This is a genomic window from Tardiphaga sp. 172_B4_N1_3 (assembly GCF_052076035.1).
Taxonomy (GTDB): Bacteria; Pseudomonadota; Alphaproteobacteria; order Rhizobiales; family Xanthobacteraceae; genus Tardiphaga; species Tardiphaga robiniae.
Genome location: NZ_CP197238.1, coordinates 4,240,678 through 4,257,678, shown reverse-complemented (window position 1 = coordinate 4,257,678; position 17,001 = coordinate 4,240,678). Strand labels below are relative to the sequence as shown.

At 61.1% G+C, this 17,001-nt stretch carries 14 protein-coding genes; 9 read left to right on the top strand and 5 right to left on the bottom strand.

Going from position 1 to position 17,001, the window contains the following annotated elements; translation table 11 throughout:
• The first annotated feature begins 3 nt into the window (after window positions 1–3).
• The 4 genes from AB7783_RS20155 to AB7783_RS20140 all read left to right on the top strand — a co-directional run bounded on the left by AB7783_RS20155 (window position 4) and on the right by AB7783_RS20140 (window position 4,905).
• Window positions 4–1,998 (top strand): ATP-binding protein, encoded by a 1,995-nt coding sequence (locus AB7783_RS20155; protein ID WP_441278611.1) that lies wholly within the window; start codon window positions 4–6, stop codon window positions 1,996–1,998.
• 113 nt (window positions 1,999–2,111) lie between these two features.
• Window positions 2,112–2,360, top strand: coding sequence for a hypothetical protein (locus tag AB7783_RS20150; RefSeq protein WP_068729285.1), 249 nt, complete (start codon window positions 2,112–2,114; stop codon window positions 2,358–2,360).
• 103 nt (window positions 2,361–2,463) lie between these two features.
• Complete coding sequence (locus AB7783_RS20145) at window positions 2,464–3,141, top strand: hypothetical protein (protein WP_441278610.1); 678 nt, start codon at window positions 2,464–2,466, stop codon at window positions 3,139–3,141.
• A 135-nt stretch (window positions 3,142–3,276) separates the two neighbouring features.
• Complete coding sequence (locus AB7783_RS20140) at window positions 3,277–4,905, top strand: inorganic phosphate transporter (RefSeq protein WP_089267659.1); 1,629 nt, start codon at window positions 3,277–3,279, stop codon at window positions 4,903–4,905.
• A 244-nt stretch (window positions 4,906–5,149) separates the two neighbouring features.
• Here AB7783_RS20140 and AB7783_RS20135 read toward each other — a convergent pair whose 3' ends face one another.
• Window positions 5,150–6,310 carry a patatin-like phospholipase family protein gene (locus tag AB7783_RS20135; protein ID WP_184512141.1) on the bottom strand — a complete coding sequence of 387 codons (1,161 nt, stop codon included), beginning with the start codon at window positions 6,308–6,310 and terminating at the stop codon, window positions 5,150–5,152.
• Window positions 6,311–6,515: 205 nt separating this feature from the next.
• Between AB7783_RS20135 and AB7783_RS20130 the strand changes: the two genes are divergently transcribed.
• From AB7783_RS20130 to AB7783_RS20115, 4 genes are all read left to right on the top strand, one after another.
• On the top strand, window positions 6,516–7,298 hold the full coding sequence (locus tag AB7783_RS20130) for a 3-hydroxybutyrate dehydrogenase (protein ID WP_089267658.1): 783 nt from the start codon (window positions 6,516–6,518) through the stop codon (window positions 7,296–7,298).
• Window positions 7,299–7,347: 49 nt separating this feature from the next.
• On the top strand, window positions 7,348–8,121 hold the full coding sequence (locus AB7783_RS20125) for an acetoacetate decarboxylase (protein WP_439078498.1): 774 nt from the start codon (window positions 7,348–7,350) through the stop codon (window positions 8,119–8,121).
• A 138-nt stretch (window positions 8,122–8,259) separates the two neighbouring features.
• Window positions 8,260–9,291 (top strand): transporter, encoded by a 1,032-nt coding sequence (locus AB7783_RS20120; RefSeq protein ID WP_441278609.1) that lies wholly within the window; start codon window positions 8,260–8,262, stop codon window positions 9,289–9,291.
• A 5-nt stretch (window positions 9,292–9,296) separates the two neighbouring features.
• Window positions 9,297–10,658 (top strand): carbohydrate porin, encoded by a 1,362-nt coding sequence (locus tag AB7783_RS20115; protein WP_441278608.1) that lies wholly within the window; start codon window positions 9,297–9,299, stop codon window positions 10,656–10,658.
• A gap of 6 nt (window positions 10,659–10,664) precedes the next feature.
• On the opposite strand, the gene AB7783_RS20110 is transcribed toward AB7783_RS20115, so the two are convergent.
• The 4 genes from AB7783_RS20110 to AB7783_RS20095 form a co-directional block, all read right to left on the bottom strand.
• The gene (locus AB7783_RS20110; RefSeq protein WP_441278607.1) at window positions 10,665–11,678 is read right to left on the bottom strand and encodes an LLM class flavin-dependent oxidoreductase; all 1,014 of its coding nucleotides are present in this window, start codon (window positions 11,676–11,678) and stop codon (window positions 10,665–10,667) included.
• A gap of 98 nt (window positions 11,679–11,776) precedes the next feature.
• Window positions 11,777–12,691: an alpha/beta fold hydrolase gene (locus AB7783_RS20105; RefSeq protein ID WP_441278606.1), complete on the bottom strand. Its 915-nt coding sequence runs from the start codon at window positions 12,689–12,691 to the stop codon at window positions 11,777–11,779.
• 175 nt (window positions 12,692–12,866) lie between these two features.
• Window positions 12,867–14,141: a hypothetical protein gene (locus AB7783_RS20100; protein ID WP_441278605.1), complete on the bottom strand. Its 1,275-nt coding sequence runs from the start codon at window positions 14,139–14,141 to the stop codon at window positions 12,867–12,869.
• Between the two features lie 149 nt (window positions 14,142–14,290).
• The gene (locus AB7783_RS20095) at window positions 14,291–16,015 is read right to left on the bottom strand and encodes a hypothetical protein (RefSeq protein ID WP_441278604.1); all 1,725 of its coding nucleotides are present in this window, start codon (window positions 16,013–16,015) and stop codon (window positions 14,291–14,293) included.
• A 472-nt stretch (window positions 16,016–16,487) separates the two neighbouring features.
• Here AB7783_RS20095 and AB7783_RS20090 point away from each other — a divergent pair, with 472 nt between their 5' ends.
• The gene (locus tag AB7783_RS20090) at window positions 16,488–16,997 is read left to right on the top strand and encodes a hypothetical protein (protein ID WP_441278603.1); all 510 of its coding nucleotides are present in this window, start codon (window positions 16,488–16,490) and stop codon (window positions 16,995–16,997) included.
• The last annotated feature ends 4 nt before the right edge of the window (window positions 16,998–17,001 follow it).

Genomic DNA, 17,001 nt, shown 5'->3' with positions numbered 1-17,001 from the left:
GCCGTGGCTGCGGCCTTGATCCGCGAGGCCGGTTTCTACGCGCAGCCTTGCGCGGATTTTCCGACGTTGTTCGAGGAGATCAAGGGCGGCGCCGGCGTGGCTGTCATCGCCGACGAGGCGATCAAGACCGTCGATCTGCGCGGTCTCGGCAATTGGCTGCACGACCAGCCGTCGTGGTCCGATTTCCCTATCGTGCTGCTGACGCGTCAGGGCGGCGGACCGGAGCGCAACCCGGATGCCGCGCGGCTCGGACAGTTGCTCGGCAATGTGACGTTCATCGAGCGCCCGTTTCATCCGACAACCCTGATTTCGATCGTCGGTTCGGCCGTCCGCGCGCGCCGGCGTCAGTATCAGACGCGTGCTATTCTCGAAGACCTCGGCGACAGTCAGGGACTGTTGCAGACGGCGCTCGATGCGGGACGGCTCGGGACGCTCGAACTGCATCTGCCCGAACTGCGGCTGGAGGTCTCGGATACGACCAAGGCATGCTTCGGCCGCCGACCGGATCAGTCATTCACGTTCAGCGAGTTGCAGGCCGCGGTTCATCCCGATGATCGCGAGCAACGCCAGCAGGCGCTCGATGCGACGCTGATGGCCGGCGCGGATTACAATGTCGAATATCGGAACATCTGGCCGGACGGCTCGGTGCATTGGGTCGAGACGCGTGCGCGCATGGTCCGTGGGCCTGACGGCAAGCCGAAAACGCTGGTTGGCGTCTCCGTTGATATTACGGCGCGAAAGTCTGCCGATATCGATCGCGACAATTTGCTGGAGCAGTTGACGACGGAGCGGTCCGCGCTTGCCGAGCTCACGGCGACGCTCGAACAGCGCGTCGAGGAACGCACTAATGACTTGATGAAGGAAGTTGCGGCGCGCGAGAAGGCGCAGGACCAACTGCGCCAGGCGCAGAAGATGGAGACCATCGGCCAGCTCACTGGTGGCGTCGCACATGACTTCAACAATCTACTGATGGCGGTGATGGGTAATCTCGATCTGCTGCGCAAGCGCATGCCGGATGATCCGCGGCTGAAACGACTGGTCGAAGGCGCGATGCAGGGCGCCGAGCGCGGCGCCTCGCTGACGCAGCGGCTGCTGGCCTTCGCGCGGCAGCAGGATCTGAAAGCGGTGGCCGTCGATCTCGGTGCGCTGGTCCGCGGCATGAGCGATCTGCTCGAGCGCTCGCTCGGGCCGCGCGTCGCGCTACGTCTCGATATTCCCGACGATCTGCCGAGGGCGCAGATCGATCCCAATCAGCTCGAACTCGCCATCCTCAATCTCGCGATCAATGCGCGCGACGCCATGCAGGACGGCGGCTCCATCGATATCAAGGTGAAGAAGCATCGGGTCGGCAAGGGCGACCCGATTCTGAAGCCTGGCGACTATCTCAAGGTGTCGATCATCGACAATGGCGCCGGCATGTCGCCGGAGACGTTGAAGAAGGCGATCGAGCCGTTCTTCTCGACCAAGCCGGTCGGCAAGGGGACTGGTCTCGGTCTGTCCATGGTGCACGGTCTGGCTGTACAGCTCGGCGGCACGCTCGATCTCTCGAGCGTCGTCGGCAAGGGAACGACGGCGACCCTCGTGCTGCCGGTCACCGACAGGAAGCCGGAGGCCGCCGATACGGCCCATGTCATGCGCCATGCCGCGCGCTCTGCCGTGATCCTGTTTGTCGATGACGATCCTCTCATCGCGATGTCGACGATGGAGATGCTGGAGGATCTCGGCCATCGCGTGATCCCCGCGACTTCGGGGCGGCATGCGCTGGAGATTCTTAAAAGCGACGAGCCGCTCGATCTGATGATGACGGATCATGTGATGCCCGGCATGACGGGCATCGAACTTGCGGCTCATTCCCGCGAAATGCGGCCCTCGCTGCCGGTCCTGCTCGCGACCGGCTATGCGGATTTGCCCGAAGGCGCTCAGCTCGATCTGCCGCGGCTTGCCAAGCCTTATCATCAGGATCAGCTCCGGGATCGGCTCGATCAACTGCTGGGCTGAGCCTCCCGCAGCGGTGGTATCAATCTGCCAGCGGTGCAGCAAAATTAACCATTCATTAAATCCTGTGGAACCAACAATGCCCTGATCGGGAATCAACCGATTCAGGGGCCATCATGGATATCGAAGCCTATTTCGCGAAGACGCCGGCCACGATCGAGGAGATCAAGGCACGCGTGGCCGCAGCTTTCGGCCGTCATCCGCTGTGCCGCGAGGTGCAGTTCGACATCGTCAGTACGCCCCGCGCCGGAAAGGGCGCGAACTGGACCATCAGCATGCAGTCGGTCGCCCCGGATGCGCTGTGGGAAGCCTCCGATATCGTGAGCGATATCCAGGAAGCCTATGTTCTCGCCAACGCCGCCTGAACCTCTGTGAGTATTATCGCACCGTTACGGTATGGTTAGGCCTTAATTAATCTCCATTTGTGAGGACAGGTACCTCTGGTAGTCCTGAATTTCGGAGACTGGCTTGACGCGTGCGCTGACCCTTCTTGTGCTGGGCTGCCTGTTGCTGACCGGCGTGGCTGTTGCGAGCATCCTCGGTCGCGATAGCATCCCATCGCTGTCGCTGTCATATGACGACAGTGCTGCGCAAAATTCGGTCGCGGTGTCGCGCGGGCCGGTTTCCAATACGCAAGGCAAGAAAGACAAGTTGCCATTGGCCGGCGCCATGATGGCGTCGCTCGATCCGCAGCAGGTCCCGAGCGTTGACGGCAGTCCGTTGCGCCAGGCCTTTGCATCCGACAGTCCGATCGAAGTGCCCGGTTCGACGGTGCTTGCCCCGATCGTGGTGCCGCAGCCGACCGCCAAGCCCAAGGCCGCTGCCAAGCCGGTGCAGAAGACCTATACGCTGCTCAGCGATGCGCAGATTTCGGCGATCAAGAGCCGGCTCAATCTGACCGCGTCGCAGGAATCCTACTGGCCCGGCGTCGAAGCGGCGCTGCGCAACGTGGCGCGCAGGATTCACGAGACCAAACAAGCCAGTCCGTCAGCCGGCGCTCCGCCGATCGATCCCGACAGCGACGAGGTGCAGCAGCTCAAGTCCGCTGCGATGCCGTTGCTGTTCCAGTTGCGTGAGGACCAGAAGCGCGAAGTCCGTGCACTGGCGCGCATGATCGGGCTCGAAAAGGTCGCCTCGGCGATCTGAGCCCTGTCACATGCCGGCCTGTCGGCGACGCATGACTGTCACAACCCGTAACAGACAAATTGTCGCGCCTGTCATCCGGGCTTCGCATCCGTGGTGCAGAGATTAACGCCTCTTAACCTGTAACGGGGGCGTTTCATGACCGATTTCACTGCCAATCAATCCATTTCCGGAGGCGCGGCTGTTGAGCCGGCCTCGCGGCCCAATCTCGACAAGGGTTTTAACCCGCTGACGATGATCCTGTTTTTCGGGATCCTGGCCGCCGGCCTCCTGTTCGTCGCCTACAGCATTTATGTCGACGTCAATGCCACCGGCACCCGCGTTACCAGCTACCTGCCTTACCTCCTGCTGTTCGTGGCGCTGCTGATCGCGCTCGGCTTCGAATTCGTCAACGGCTTCCATGACACCGCCAATGCGGTGGCCACGGTCATCTACACCCACTCGCTGCCGGCGGAATTCGCCGTGATGTGGTCGGGCTTCTTCAACTTCCTCGGCGTGCTGTTTTCCACGGGCGCGGTAGCCTTCGGCATCGTCTCGCTGCTGCCAGTGGAATTGATCCTGCAGGTCTCCAGCGGCGCCGGCTTTGCCATGGTGTTCGCGCTGCTGATCGCAGCGATCATCTGGAATCTCGGCACCTGGTATCTCGGCCTGCCGGCCTCTAGCTCGCACACGCTGATCGGTTCGATCATCGGCGTCGGTATCGCCAATGCGCTGATGCGCGGCCGTGACGGCACCTCGGGTGTGGATTGGGGCAAGGCCACCGAAATCGGCTATGCGCTGCTGCTGTCGCCGCTGTTCGGCTTCGCCTGCGCCGCCATCCTGCTGCTGGTGCTGAAATTCCTCGTGCGTAACCCGGCTTTGTACGCAGCACCGGACGGCAACAAGGCGCCGCCGTTGTGGATCCGCGGCATCCTGATCGCCACCTGCACCGGCGTGTCCTTCGCACATGGTTCGAATGACGGTCAGAAGGGCATGGGCCTGATCATGCTGGTGCTGATCGGCACCGTGCCGACCGCCTATGCGCTCAACCGCGCATTGCCGGAATCCCGCGTCGCCCAGTTCCAGGTCAACTCCATCGCGGCCGCCAAGGTGATCGCAGCCAAGGGGGCCGGCCACAGCATCATCGGCGATCCTCGTCCGGCGGTGACCACTTACGTGTCGCAGCGCAAGATCAGCGAAGGCACCTATCCGTCGCTCGCCGTTCTCGTGCAGCAGGTCGGCGATCAGGTTCGCAGCTACGGCACGCTCGACAAGGTGCCTGCGGAATCCGTCGGCAACACCCGTAACGACATGTATCTCGCATCGGAAGCCATCCGCTTCCTGATGAAGGACAAGGAAAACGACCTCAACAAGGAAGATGTCGCGACCCTCAATGCCTATAAAGGCTCGCTCGATGCCGCGACCAAGTTCATCCCGGATTGGGTGAAGATCGCCGTGGCCATCGCGCTCGGTTTGGGCACCATGGTCGGCTGGAAGCGCATTGTCGTCACCGTCGGCGAGAAGATCGGCAAGACGCATCTGACCTATGCGCAGGGCGCTTCGGCCGAACTCGTGGCTGCGGCTACCATCGGCGCGGCCGACGTGTTCGGTCTGCCGGTCTCGACCACCCACGTGCTGTCGTCCGGCGTTGCGGGCACCATGGCGGCGAACGGCTCGGGCCTGCAGATGGCCACCATCCGCAACCTGCTGATGGCCTGGGTGCTGACGCTGCCCTGCGCCATCATGCTCTCGGCCTCGCTCTACGTGCTGTTCAGCCAGTTGTTCTGAGGATAACGAGGCCGCTGCGGAAACGTAGCGACCTCGTTCTTTCAGATCGCGAAAAGAAGAAGGCCCGCGCATCATCTGCGCGGGCCTTCTTTATCGAACAACGCTGTCATTCCGGGACGTGTGCGCATCTTCGCGCACGCGAACCCGGAATCCCAGAATGCTTTGCAAAACACTTCGGGATTCCGGGCTCGCATTTCAGCGGCTTCGCCGCCTTCATGCGCCCCGGAATGACGAATATTATGTCCTACGAACTGCTCTCGCGATGCACGTCGTGCACCACGATGCCCTTGCCTTGCTCCGGCAGCGCCAGCCAGTCGCGGCGCTTCAATGTGCGGCGGGTATCGTCGAGGCCGCTCTGCCAGTGCTCGCGCATCGAGGTGGCCGAGAACTCGTGGTCCTTGGAATCGCCCTCATAGGCCTTCTGCTGATAGATCATCTGCAGGATGGTGATCTCCGGCAGATCCGACAGGCTGTCACGCCGCGCGCGCTCCTCGTCGCTAAGCTGGTCGTCGGGAATGCGCTGCAAGACCTTGTAGAGCTCCGACTTCAGATTGTTCATGCGCCGATAGATGTCGGTGTTGTGGCGTGTGCGGGACGAGTAGACGATGTCCTTGTGCCGGGCCAGAACCTCTTGAATATCGCGCGGCAGCACGCCGCGGGCGCTGAACAGGTCGACCTGGAACACCAGCGAGTTCATCCTGTCTTCCTGGTCGAGCAGGTGCTGCAGCGGCGTGTTGGAGACGATGCCGCCGTCCCAGAAATGATCAGTGCCGATCTTTACCATGGGCAGGGCCGGCGGCAGTGCGCCTGATGCCATCACGTGTTCGGGCGCGATCACTTCCTTCTTGTTGTCGAAATACAGGAAGTTGCCAGTGATAACGTTGACCGCGCCGACGGCGAAATGCGTCTTGCGCGAATTGATCAGGTCGAAATCGACCAGTTCGAGCAGGGTGTCGCGCAGCGGCGAGGTGTCGTAATAGCTCGTCGCCGTCTTCGCACCGGCCGGGCTGAACCACGGATTGACCTCGTGCGGCTTGAAGAAGCCCGGCTGGCCGAGGGTCGTGGTCATGAACGAGCTCGCGAGATTGCGGGCCTTGCGGTAGACGTCGCCGTCCGGTGTGTAGTGCCAGACCTTGCGGGCGGTGATGCGGTCCCAGAAGATCTGCAGCTTCTCCAGCCGGTCTTCCGGCGGATTGCCGGCGATGATCGCCGAATTGATAGCGCCGATCGATACGCCGCACACCCAGTCCGGCTCCATGCCTTGCTCATGTAGCGCCTGATACACGCCGGCCTGATAGGCGCCGAGGGCGCCGCCGCCCTGCAGCACCAGTGCTACACGATCGCAGCGGTCAGGGCGCCAGCCGGTCTCGGCCGTCATGTCTGAATCGGGTGTCCGCGCATCCATCTGGGTGTTCTCCTCAACGATTACATAATGTTGGCGGCAGAATTCAGATGAGCAGTGACGGCGTTGTGACAAATGGCAAATTCGATGACTGCGCGTCAGTCCACGCAGCGCGTCACGCGGCTGAAGGAAATTCCTCATACCGCCGTCAAACAGGATCGCTAGCAAAGAAGCAGATATTAACGTTTGCTTACGAAGGGTTGCGCGCATGCTGTCTGGAAAGTCCGCCATCATCACCGGCTCCACCAGCGGCATCGGCCTTGGCATCGCGCGCGGCCTCGCGGCCAGCGGCGTCAATATCGTGCTCAACGGCTTTGGCGATGCCAATGAGATAGAGGCCATCCGCAGCGAGCTTGCCGACAGCCATCAGGTCCGGGTGCTGTATAGCGGCGCCAACATGGCCGACGGCAATGACATCGCGGCGATGATGGCACAGGCGGAACAGGAATTCGGCGGCGTCGATATCCTGGTCAACAATGCCGGCATCCAGTATGTCGCGCCGCTCGAGGAATTCCCGGTCGAGAAGTGGGATGCGATCGTGGCGATCAATCTGTCGAGTGCGTTTCACACCACACGTCTCGCCATCCCCCACATGAAGGCGAAGTCCTGGGGCCGCATTGTCAACATCGCCTCGGCCCATGCGCTGGTCGCCTCGCCGTTCAAGTCGGCCTATGTCGCGGCCAAGCATGGCATTGCCGGGCTGACCAAGACGGCGGCGCTGGAAGTCGCCGAACACGGCATCACCGTCAACGCCGTGTGCCCCGGCTATGTGATGACACCGCTGGTGGAAAAGCAGATTCCGGAGCAGGCCAAGGCGCGCGGCATTACGGAGCAGCAGGTGATCTCGGATGTGCTGCTGGCCGCACAGCCCACCAAACGTTTCGTGACCGTCGAAGAACTGTCCTCGGTCGTCAATTTCCTCTGCACCGACCACGCCCGTTCGATCACCGGCATCACGCTGCCGGTCGATGGCGGTTGGACCGCGCACTGAGTTCAAACCAACGATCCGAACCCAGCGATTTCAAACCAAGGAGTTTCCGATGCGCCAGGAAGACATCCTCCGTCTGCCGTCGATGCCGATGGCCGGCCCAAGCTATCCCGCCGGTCCCTATCGCTTCATCAATCGCGAATTCCTCGTCATCACCTATGAAACCGATCCGGACCTGATTCGGATGGGTCTGCCCGAGCCGCTCGAGCCGATCGAGCAGCCGATCGTGCATTATGAGTGGATCAAGATGCCGGATAGTTCAGGCTTCGGCAGCTACACCGAGACCGGCCTCGTGATCCCCGCACGCTTCAAGGGCGAGGACGTCAACTTCGTCTCGCAGATGTATCTGGACGATGATCCGCCGATCGCTGCCGGGCGCGAGATCTGGGGCTTCCCGAAGAAATACGCCCATCCGAAACTTGAAGTGGTCAAGGACACGCTGACCGGCACGCTGGAATATGCCGGGCAGCAGGTGGCCATGGGCACTATGGCCTATAAGCACGGCGCCATGGCGGGCAATGGCGAAGCGACGCACGCCACGCTCTCCAAGACCCAGATCAATCTGAAGCTGATCCCCGGCGTCGATGGCAGCGCGGAAGTGTGTCAGCTGGTAGCGATCAACCTGACTGATATTACCGTGAAGGGTTCGTGGTTTGGCCCGGGCCGTCTGCATCTGATCCCGCACGTCAACGCGCCGGTCGCCGACTTTCCGGTGCGCCGCGTGATCGGTGCGCATCATTTCCTGGCCGATCTGACATTGCCCTATGGCCGCGTCGTCCATGACTACAACAAGCAGAGCGCCGCACTCGCCGAAGCCGCCGAATAACGGTGGCTGACATATCCCTGTAACAAGGGTGTCATTAAGTGCCTGCGGCGGACTGACACAGTCGGAGAGCCGCAGGCAGATATTTTATTTTTTGGTGGCGCATGCGTATTGCGTGGCGTGAAAAACGGTGGGTGTCCGATGCAGCTTGAAGTGCCGGTCACATCTGCAGAGGTGACGTCCATACCAGGCGTGTCCGATCCGATTCCGGGTCTGGTCTGGGCCTTCCGCATCCATTCCGACGGCAAGCCGGAGCCATTGCCGGTCGATGCCGGCATCGATCTCGTCCACGGCGGGCTGCTGTGGCTGCATTTCAACCTGACTGACGCGCGCGCGCTGCAATGGCTAGCGCAGATCTCATTGCATGCGCCGGAGCAGGCCCGTGCCTTGTTGCTGTCCAAGGACACATATCAGCAACTCCATGCCACCGATGACAGTATCTATGGTGTGATCTCGGACCTGTTGCGCGATATCGACGAGGCGACCGAAGACACTGGTTATCTGCGCTTCGTGATGACCGAGCGCTTGCTGATCAGCGGCCGGCATCACGCGCTGTGTGCCGTCGATGCGACGCGCCGTTCGCTTGAGCAGGGCCAGCGGGTCGACAGCATGGCCGCGCTGCTTGAGACGATCGTGGAGAATGTTGCCGACACCATGGACGGCGTCGCCGACAGTTTGGCGATATCGCTCGACGAGATCGAGGAGCAGGTGGTCTCCGGCGACTCCCGTGACATGTTGCAGAAGCTCGGCCGTCTGCGCCGGACCTGCGTGCGACTGCATCGGCAGCTGTCCGGGCTGCGCATCGTGTTCCAGCGGCTCGAGGCCAAAGGTCAGCGTGAGTTGAAACCGTCGCTGCAGCTGCGTGCCGGCAAGCTGGCGCAACGGCTCGACGGGCTGGATCACAACGTCGTCGAGATGCGCGAGCGCAGCCGGCTGTTGCAGGAAGAGCTGCATCTGCAGATCGAGGAACGCGGCAACGAAAGCCTTCGCGTTCTTTCAGTGCTTACCGCGCTTCTACTGCCGCCGACGCTGGTCACCGGCATCTTCGGTATGAACACCAAGGGACTGCCGCTGACCGATGTCGAAACCGGATTTCTCTGGGCGGGCGCACTGATATTGATTTCGTCAGCATCGGCCTATGCCGTGATGAAGCGCCTCAAGATCATCAGGTAGCTATCATGGTTGGTGTGTTTCCGTGCTGGATGGCCCGTGCGATGATGGCGCTCGCCGGCCTTGTCGCCTGTGGCACGGTCTCGCTGTCATCGGCTCATGCCGGCGATTGGCGCGATAGCGGCCTGAAGCCGATCAATGACCGGCTCGCCGAATGGGGTGTGGCGCTGTCAGCCACTTACATCGGCGAGGCGCTCGGCAATGCGTCCGGCGGCATCCGGCGCGGCGCGGTCTATGAGGGGCGGTTCGATTTTGGCGTGGATGTGGATCTCGACAAGGCGGTTGGCTGGAGCGGCGCGACCTTTCACGCCAATGTCTATCAGATCCACGGACCTGGCCTGTCGCGCGACTATATCGGCAATCTGATGCTGGTGAGCGGCATCGAAGCGCTGCCGGCGACGCGGCTCTATGAATTCTGGATCGAACAGTCGCTGTTCGGCGGCAGACTGCTGGTGAAGGTCGGTCAGCAGCCATCCGATATCGAGTTCATCGACAGCAAATATGACGATATCTTCGTCAATTCGGCGCTGGGCTGGCCCGGCATTACCGGCGTGATCCTGCCGGCGGGCGGACCCTCGCCGCCACTCGCCGTGCCGGGCGTTCGTTTCAAGGCCAGTCTGTCGGATGCGTTCACGGCCTATCTGGCGGTGTTCAATGGCAGTGCGGCTGCGCCCGGCCCGAATGATCCGCAAATTGCCAACGCGCATGGTCTTGCATTTCGCGTCAACGATCCGCCGTGGATCATCGGGCAACTGAAATATGCCTACAAGCTCGGCCCGTCTGAGCTGCCGGGGTCAATCACCGGCGGCGGCTGGGTGCATCTCGCTGAATTCGATGACGAGCGCTGGACCGCACAGGGCCTGTCGCAGGCCGATCCGGCCGGCACCGGCGAGCCGCTGATGCGACGCGGCAATCGCGGCGTTTTCGCCGTTTACGAACAGCGGCTCGCTTTCAGTGCACTCGGCCCGGACAAGGGCATCGGCTTCTTTGCACGCACGTCGATCAGCCCGTCCGATCGTAATCTGATCAGCTTCTATCTCGATGGCGGCATTCAGGTGTCGGGTTTCTCGGCAGAGCGGCCGGATGACAGGTTCGGAATCGCGATGACTTATGCGCGTATCTCGGATGGCGCGCGCGGGCTCGATCGTGACGTGCAGCTTTTCACCGGCATCGCGACGCCGATTCGCGATTTCGAAGCCGTGCTGGAAGTAACCTATCTCGCTGCGGTCGCGCCCGGCGTGGCGGTGCAGCCAGTGTTTCAATATGTGATGCATCCCGCCGGCGGCGCCGTCGATCCCAACGATGCCACGCAGACAAAGCGCATCAAGGACGCCGCGGTGTTCGGCGTCCGCACCACCATCAATTTCTGAAACGCTTCAGCCGGTCGCTTCAGCCGGTGTCTTGGTGAGACCCGCAGCCGCCTCGGCGATCATCTCATAGGACTTGAGCCGCGTGGCGTGGTCGTAGACGTCCGAGACGATCATCAACTCATCCGCGCCGGTCTCCTCGACCAGCGCGGCGATGCCGGCGCGAACCGTCTCCTTCGAGCCGATGATTGAACGCCGCAGCATGCCCATGGCCTGCATCTTCTCGGCCGGCGCCCAGTAGGTCTCGATATCGTCGATCGGCGGCGCGCTTAGCCCGCGGGTGCCGCGGAACATGTTGGTGAACGACATCTGCTGCGTGGTCCACAACCGCTTGGCCTCGGCATCGGTGTCGGCGGCGATGATGTTGACGCCGACCATCGCATGCGGCTTCGTCGACTGTTCGGAGGCTTCGAAGTGCTGGTGATAGATCTGCAGGGCCTGCAGCAATTGGTCTGGCGCGAAATGCGAGGCAAAGGCGTAGGGCAGGCCGAGCGCCGCGGCGAGCTGCGCGCCATAGGTCGAGGAGCCGAGGATCCATAGCGGCACGTCGGTGCCTGCCGCCGGCACAGCCTGCAGGCGCTGGTTTGGGCCGGCCGGGGCGAAATAGGCCTGCAGCTCCTGGATGTCCTGCGGGAAATTATCGGAGTTCTGCAGCGAGCGGCGCAGCGCCCGCATGGTCATCTGGTCGGTGCCGGGTGCGCGGCCGAGGCCGAGATCGATGCGGCCGGGAAACAGTCGGGCCAATGTGCCGAACTGTTCGGCGATGACGATGGGCGCATGGTTCGGCAGCATGATGCCGCCGGCACCGACGCGAATGGTTTTGGTCCCCGCCGCGATATGGCCGATCACCACCGATGTCGCGGCGCTGGCGATGCCGATCATGTTGTGATGTTCGGCGACCCAGAAGCGCTGATAGCCCCATCGCTCCGCATGGCCGGCGAGATCGCGGGAATTGTCGAGCGCGCCGCGCGCATCGGTGTCCTGGGTAACGCGGACGAGGTCGAGGATCGAAAGTGCGGTCATGACGGGGCTCCCATTGCCCTTGCCATGTGGGCATGGCCGGGGCGGATTGCCAGCCGGTTGCGCGGCCGGCATGGCAGCCCGGCGTTACTCCCGAGCTGTCAGGCCAGGCTCGCGTGGAAGGCGCGGACGATTGCGGCGCATTCGGCCGGCTTTTCCATCTGCATGAAATGCGAGGCGTCGGGCACGGTGGTGAAGGTAAAGCCGCCATCGCGCGCGAAGGCACGCTCCATGTCGACGAACGGGCTGGTTCTCGTCTTTGGTTCACCGGCGACGAGCTTCACCGGCAGCCTGACCCTGCACATCCGCTCCCAGGCGCCCGGGAGATCCTGCATGGTGAAGATGCTGGCCTCGAATTCTCTGGCGCAGGCGAGTTCATAGAGCTGCCTGTCGTCGTTCCAGCGCAGCGTGGATGCGGCGAGTGCTTGCAGTCCGGCATCGTCGACGCCGGCAAATGCCGAGCTGCGGCGATAGGACTCGAACAGCTCCTGCACATTCGGAAAGTTGCTGCGACGCTGCGCGGCGCGCCCGGCGAGCCTGTCATTTTCGGTGCGGAAACTCTGGAACTCCGGATAGCTCGCTGGCGGCGTCGCCGGCGGCTCGAAGCCGACGATGCCGATCCATGGCGTCTGATATTCGGCGGCATGCAGCAGGGTCGTCAGTGCGCTCATCGAATGAAATGCACCGAGGCTCGGCGCCGCGCCGAGTTCGCGGGTGATCCCTTGCATGATCGCCTCATAGTCCCGGATGAGCTGCGGCCAGACATGCGGGATAGGCTGACGATACGGACTGCTGCGGCCGTGATGACGAAAGTCAAATACCACGGTCTGGTAGTCATCCGTGAAGTGGCGCCAGAAGCTTTGAAAAGCATCCATGGCGAGGCCATTGCCATGGCTGCAGATGATCCGCGGACCTTGTCCGTAAACGCGGACGCTGGCAGTGGCGCCGTCTTCGAGCAGAACCTGAAAAGCGTGCGTCTCGGCCGCAGGGGCCAGAGCGGAAGGCGCATAGTCCATATGGGGAAGAATCCGTTATATTTTGGAGCAGAAGGCGAAGCTGTCGCATGCTTGGCCGGACCGCAGAGTCTAAAAGACCTTGTCTGAAAGACTTTGCTGCTCACCGTCAGTTCGTACGCAGTTTCAGGATACAAAGCGCGGCGGGGCGGTTCAAGCCACAGCAGGTCATAGCAGCTCAGCTGGAACGCCGGACGATCGCCACGCGCCCGTCCAGCGGGATCGTCGCGTGCCCGTCGGCCACCGGCACGCGGCGCCAGTCGGCATCGTCATTCGGACGGTTGAAGGAGAGCGAAGCGGCAGGGCCATCGACGGCGATGTCGATCGGCTCGGTGGGCACCGGGATGTCTTCAGCCTTCTCCACATTCCAGCAGCGCACCGCGCGCCAGACCGCAAGCAGCGGTTGTCCCTGCGCATCCTGAAACGCGATGTGCCGCAGGTCCGGTGCCGTGGATGCCACGCGTAGCGCCGGATCGTTGTTGGCGCGGCGTGCGCCTTTCAGTGCGGACAAGAGATTCCGGATCGCATGGTAGCCAGGCTTCGGCGAGCCGTCATTGCGGACGAGGCCCCAATGATGTTCTCCGTCGTTGGGATCGGTACCGCCATCGAAGAATTCGTAGAGGAATGTCCGGAGAATGCCGAGGCGGAAGTTGTTGAGCAGCAGCCGCGGCAGATAGAGCGCCGCCGCCGTTTCCGAGACGCCGGAGGTACCGGGCTTCACGACATTGCAATAGCCGCATTCGGTTGCCAGCGCGGGTGCGCCGGGTTTGAACGCGTCGCGCATATTGTGCAGATACCACGACACGGCGGCGTAGTCGTTGGTTGTTTCCGGCTCTTGCGCCTTTTGTACATAGGAATGGATCGCGACGGCATCGCTGAACTGCGCGGCCGGGCGCAGCAGCGCGACGTCGGCGGGCTTCCAGTTGATGACGCTGGGTGACAGCAGCGGCAACTCCGCCGCCGCATATCGCGCGCGCAGCGCAGCGTGCACCTCGCGCTGATAGTTCACGACGACATTGCTCCAGCCCGGCTTCGCCAGCGGCAGCGACAGGAACCAGTCGCTGTTGCCCTCGTTCTGGCCCTCCATCGCCGAGACGCGCTCGATGCCCAATGCGGCGAGATAGGTCATCATCTCCGGCACGGTGTTGGTCGCCGGCGACACCACAACATTGAACAGGACGTTCGCGCGCTTGTTCAGCGCGCGCCAGTGATCGAGATCGTTGCTAGGTCGCAACTCGTCGCGCAGATGGCGAATGCCTGATGCCGCAAGCAGATCATGAAAACGGTCGAAATGACTCGCATATGGCTCGCTGCTGATATGCACATTGACGCCGACGCTATCGGTAAAGGTATCGGACGGGCCGGGAAGCGGCGCGCTCGCTGCGGGCACTGGCCGTAACAGCATTGTCGCCACGCCGCCTGCCAGGATGCTTCGCCGATCGAAGCTGCTCATATCGATGTCACGCGCGCCACCGCCTTTGCTCTCTCATGCGATAGCATGACCAGATTGAGCCGGCGAGGTGAAGCAACCCGAAGCATGTTAGTCCGTGCAATTCGCTGCGTGGTTAAGAGGCCTGGAACTTCATACGAAATGATCGGTGTTTAATTGCGGCATTCGGCAGCTCGGCCGATATCATAGAGCGACCGTTCCGGGTCGTCGTAGATCAAGCATGCAGCAGGAAGTCCTAGCCTCACAGCGGACATGACCGCTTCTGACGTATCCCGCTTTTCTATGAACACGCCGTCAAACCCGATCGCTCTGGCCCGCGCGACAAGTTTGGCAGGCTCTTCGTCCGCGGAAAGTTTTGATTTCAAATCTGCGAAGCCCGGCTGACGTTCTGATGTACCAAAACTCCATTTGGTGTTTGATCCGCGGGCATCAAAGATGGGGCCATAGTGATGCATCTGATATTCAGGCCACGATGCGATGGGCAATTGCAAGACGTGTGTGAGGCCAGCGCTGCTTTTGGCCTTGAGCGCTTCAGCGAAGCTTCTGATCATGCCTTGAGTTTTGACGTCATTTGAAGTCCACGCAAGTCTATCGGTCAAAATACCTGCCACGGAGACGCTTGATGAGAGTATGCCGATCAAAGCCAGATATGCGAGCAGCCTCCCCCATCTTGAGCGCCCTTGCAATGCGAAGTGAGCGATCGACGCAGCGACGAAGATTGCAAGAAACATCAAGAATGGCATTAGCCTTGATTGCCCCCGAAGCGCAGGATTTATCAACGTATTAAAGAGATATCCCGTGCCGCCACGGCTTGCGAAAACCAGTCCAATTGTGATCAGCGCAGCTGCGGGAATGATGCGTCGAAGGCCTTGGTCAATCGTGTTGTTGTTGAACGCCCACAGTGCGACTAGGGGCGAAGAAATGATAATCAACGACAGTACGATGCCCGGCCATTCGTGGTGACCTTCTCCGATCAGCGTATCGATTCGCTCGCGGTCATATCTCATGATCACTTTAGGAAGACCGGGTATCCAGCTGAAAGAGTAGAGTGCGTCTGAAATCGAAAGCCCGTGTCTGAACTGCTCCCACGGCCCGCGTTTCGGAGCGCCAGACGTCAGAAGGCTGATATTCGGGCCGAGAGATCCTGCAAGAAGAACCACGATGACTATTGCGGCCAGCCCTGCAAACGCTGCAAAAGGTCGGGCGTTCATGACCCGGAATGAAAATGGGATGATCGAGAACCCCATGAAAAGCAGGGTGAACATCGCGTAATACATGCCCGACGTCGAGATAATAAACAGAGACGCCAGAAAGAAGCGCGATTTTATCAGTTGAAAGAATTGGGCTTCGGTTTCCGCGAAATTGATCAGAAGTGCCAGGGTCGCGCCAAATGCCGCCGCCAGGTAGATTGAAAGAAAGTCGTGATTGACGCCACGCATCTGAAAGTAGCCGCTGACAGTGAAGGCGATAGCTCCGATCAGGGAGAGTATCGGGCCAACGCCTAGCTTTCGAAGGCAAATAAACCCCGAGATTGCCATGGCGGCGATCGCGACCACGTAGAAGATTTTCACCGTTGTGAAGACGTCGAATCCGAGCTTCGCGATCAGGAGCAGGGCGAATTTGAGCAGTGGCTCGAACTCCGGCCAGTAGGCTGTTTTAAGGCCGTAGGGGTAGCCGAGGAGATTGCTGCTCCAGAATCCTTGCCCTTCCATCAGCTGCCGGGCGGGCGACAGGAGGAACACATGGTCTCCGGAAACAGATAGCGGTCCAGCTGACCAGATGCTCAATGCGCCTTGGATGATCAGGCAAGCTGTAACTGCTGCCGAGCAGCAAATGACATCCAGCCAACGCGTATCAAGTCGAGCAGACGATCGCATGAGTTCTCCTGGCTCGCATCCAACGTAGAAACTCAACGGCCGGGCGTAAAGTGGCTCGGCGAGCCCTCATTAAGCCAGTTTTCCACTTCACGGGCACATTCGTAGGGGGGGCAGGCGCTGGCTTGGAGGGAGCCGCGGCTCTCAGCAATCTTTCCGACACTGAATCGTTGCGAAGGAGGTGGCGAGCGCGTCGCCGAAGTGCCGAAGATGATGGAAAGTGATCCCGTTATCTCGATGGGTTCAGTCGCCGCGAGGCAATGTGCCGAAAGAAAGAGACGATCAACGACCGCACAAGCTTTTGGTGCCCTGGCCGGAATCGATTTTCCAGCGTATCTTATTGATATTGCGTAGGTTATCTCAGTATGATTTTCAGAATACCAACGGGAATACCAACAACAGCTTTTGGCTACTTTTTCTGAATCGGGAGCGACTCGGATAGCCTTTGCATACTGACCCGACGCGGCAGAAACCGATGGGAAGCGAGCCGAAGCCAAAAGCGCCTAGCAAAGCCAAGCGCCGGCGCAAAACGCCGGAGGAGTTCGTCGATTACATCATATGGATCGAAAGCTGGGATTGGAGTTACTCGCTGTCTCTCAACAACGACCGACGTGCCGTCGATCCTTACCACGAATTTCGGCACCTGCAGATCAGCGGTCGTCTGCTGCATCCGAAAGGCTTGAAGACGGATCGGGTCGAAATCACGCTGTTGCCATCCTACGATATGCTTCCGCTTATTCGAAAAGAGCGGCAGCCGCGATGCGCGGGGTCACTTGACGTCCACGACGACCGTATCGCCGGACTGGTGTCGATCCCGATGGATGCCCTTCCTCCCATCCTGCAGATGCTGATGGGGGACCACTTCCGGATCGTCGAGATGCGAGGGTCACGCTTCCGTTACCATCAAGCGTTTTGCAACAGCTTTCGGCTCGAGATGAAGCTCGACAAGGATGATCTGCCGGAGGGCGTGGAGCTGCCGAGATAGGCTG

Bases quoted from the DNA above. Each gene is read 5' to 3' on its own strand.
- AB7783_RS20125 (WP_439078498.1), top strand. From the start codon at position 7,348: ATGCGCCAGGAAGACATCCTCCGTCTGCCGTCGATGCCGATGGCCGGC.
- AB7783_RS20150 (WP_068729285.1), top strand. From the start codon at position 2,112: ATGGATATCGAAGCCTATTTCGCGAAGACGCCGGCCACGATCGAGGAG.
- AB7783_RS20135 (WP_184512141.1), bottom strand. From the start codon at position 6,310: ATGGATGCGCGGACACCCGATTCAGACATGACGGCCGAGACCGGCTGG.
- AB7783_RS20115 (WP_441278608.1), top strand. From the start codon at position 9,297: ATGGTTGGTGTGTTTCCGTGCTGGATGGCCCGTGCGATGATGGCGCTC.
- AB7783_RS20110 (WP_441278607.1), bottom strand. From the start codon at position 11,678: ATGACCGCACTTTCGATCCTCGACCTCGTCCGCGTTACCCAGGACACC.
- AB7783_RS20130 (WP_089267658.1), top strand. From the start codon at position 6,516: ATGCTGTCTGGAAAGTCCGCCATCATCACCGGCTCCACCAGCGGCATC.
- AB7783_RS20120 (WP_441278609.1), top strand. From the start codon at position 8,260: ATGCAGCTTGAAGTGCCGGTCACATCTGCAGAGGTGACGTCCATACCA.
- AB7783_RS20090 (WP_441278603.1), top strand. From the start codon at position 16,488: ATGGGAAGCGAGCCGAAGCCAAAAGCGCCTAGCAAAGCCAAGCGCCGG.
- AB7783_RS20095 (WP_441278604.1), bottom strand. From the start codon at position 16,015: ATGCGATCGTCTGCTCGACTTGATACGCGTTGGCTGGATGTCATTTGC.
- AB7783_RS20140 (WP_089267659.1), top strand. From the start codon at position 3,277: ATGACCGATTTCACTGCCAATCAATCCATTTCCGGAGGCGCGGCTGTT.
- AB7783_RS20105 (WP_441278606.1), bottom strand. From the start codon at position 12,691: ATGGACTATGCGCCTTCCGCTCTGGCCCCTGCGGCCGAGACGCACGCT.
- AB7783_RS20100 (WP_441278605.1), bottom strand. From the start codon at position 14,141: ATGAGCAGCTTCGATCGGCGAAGCATCCTGGCAGGCGGCGTGGCGACA.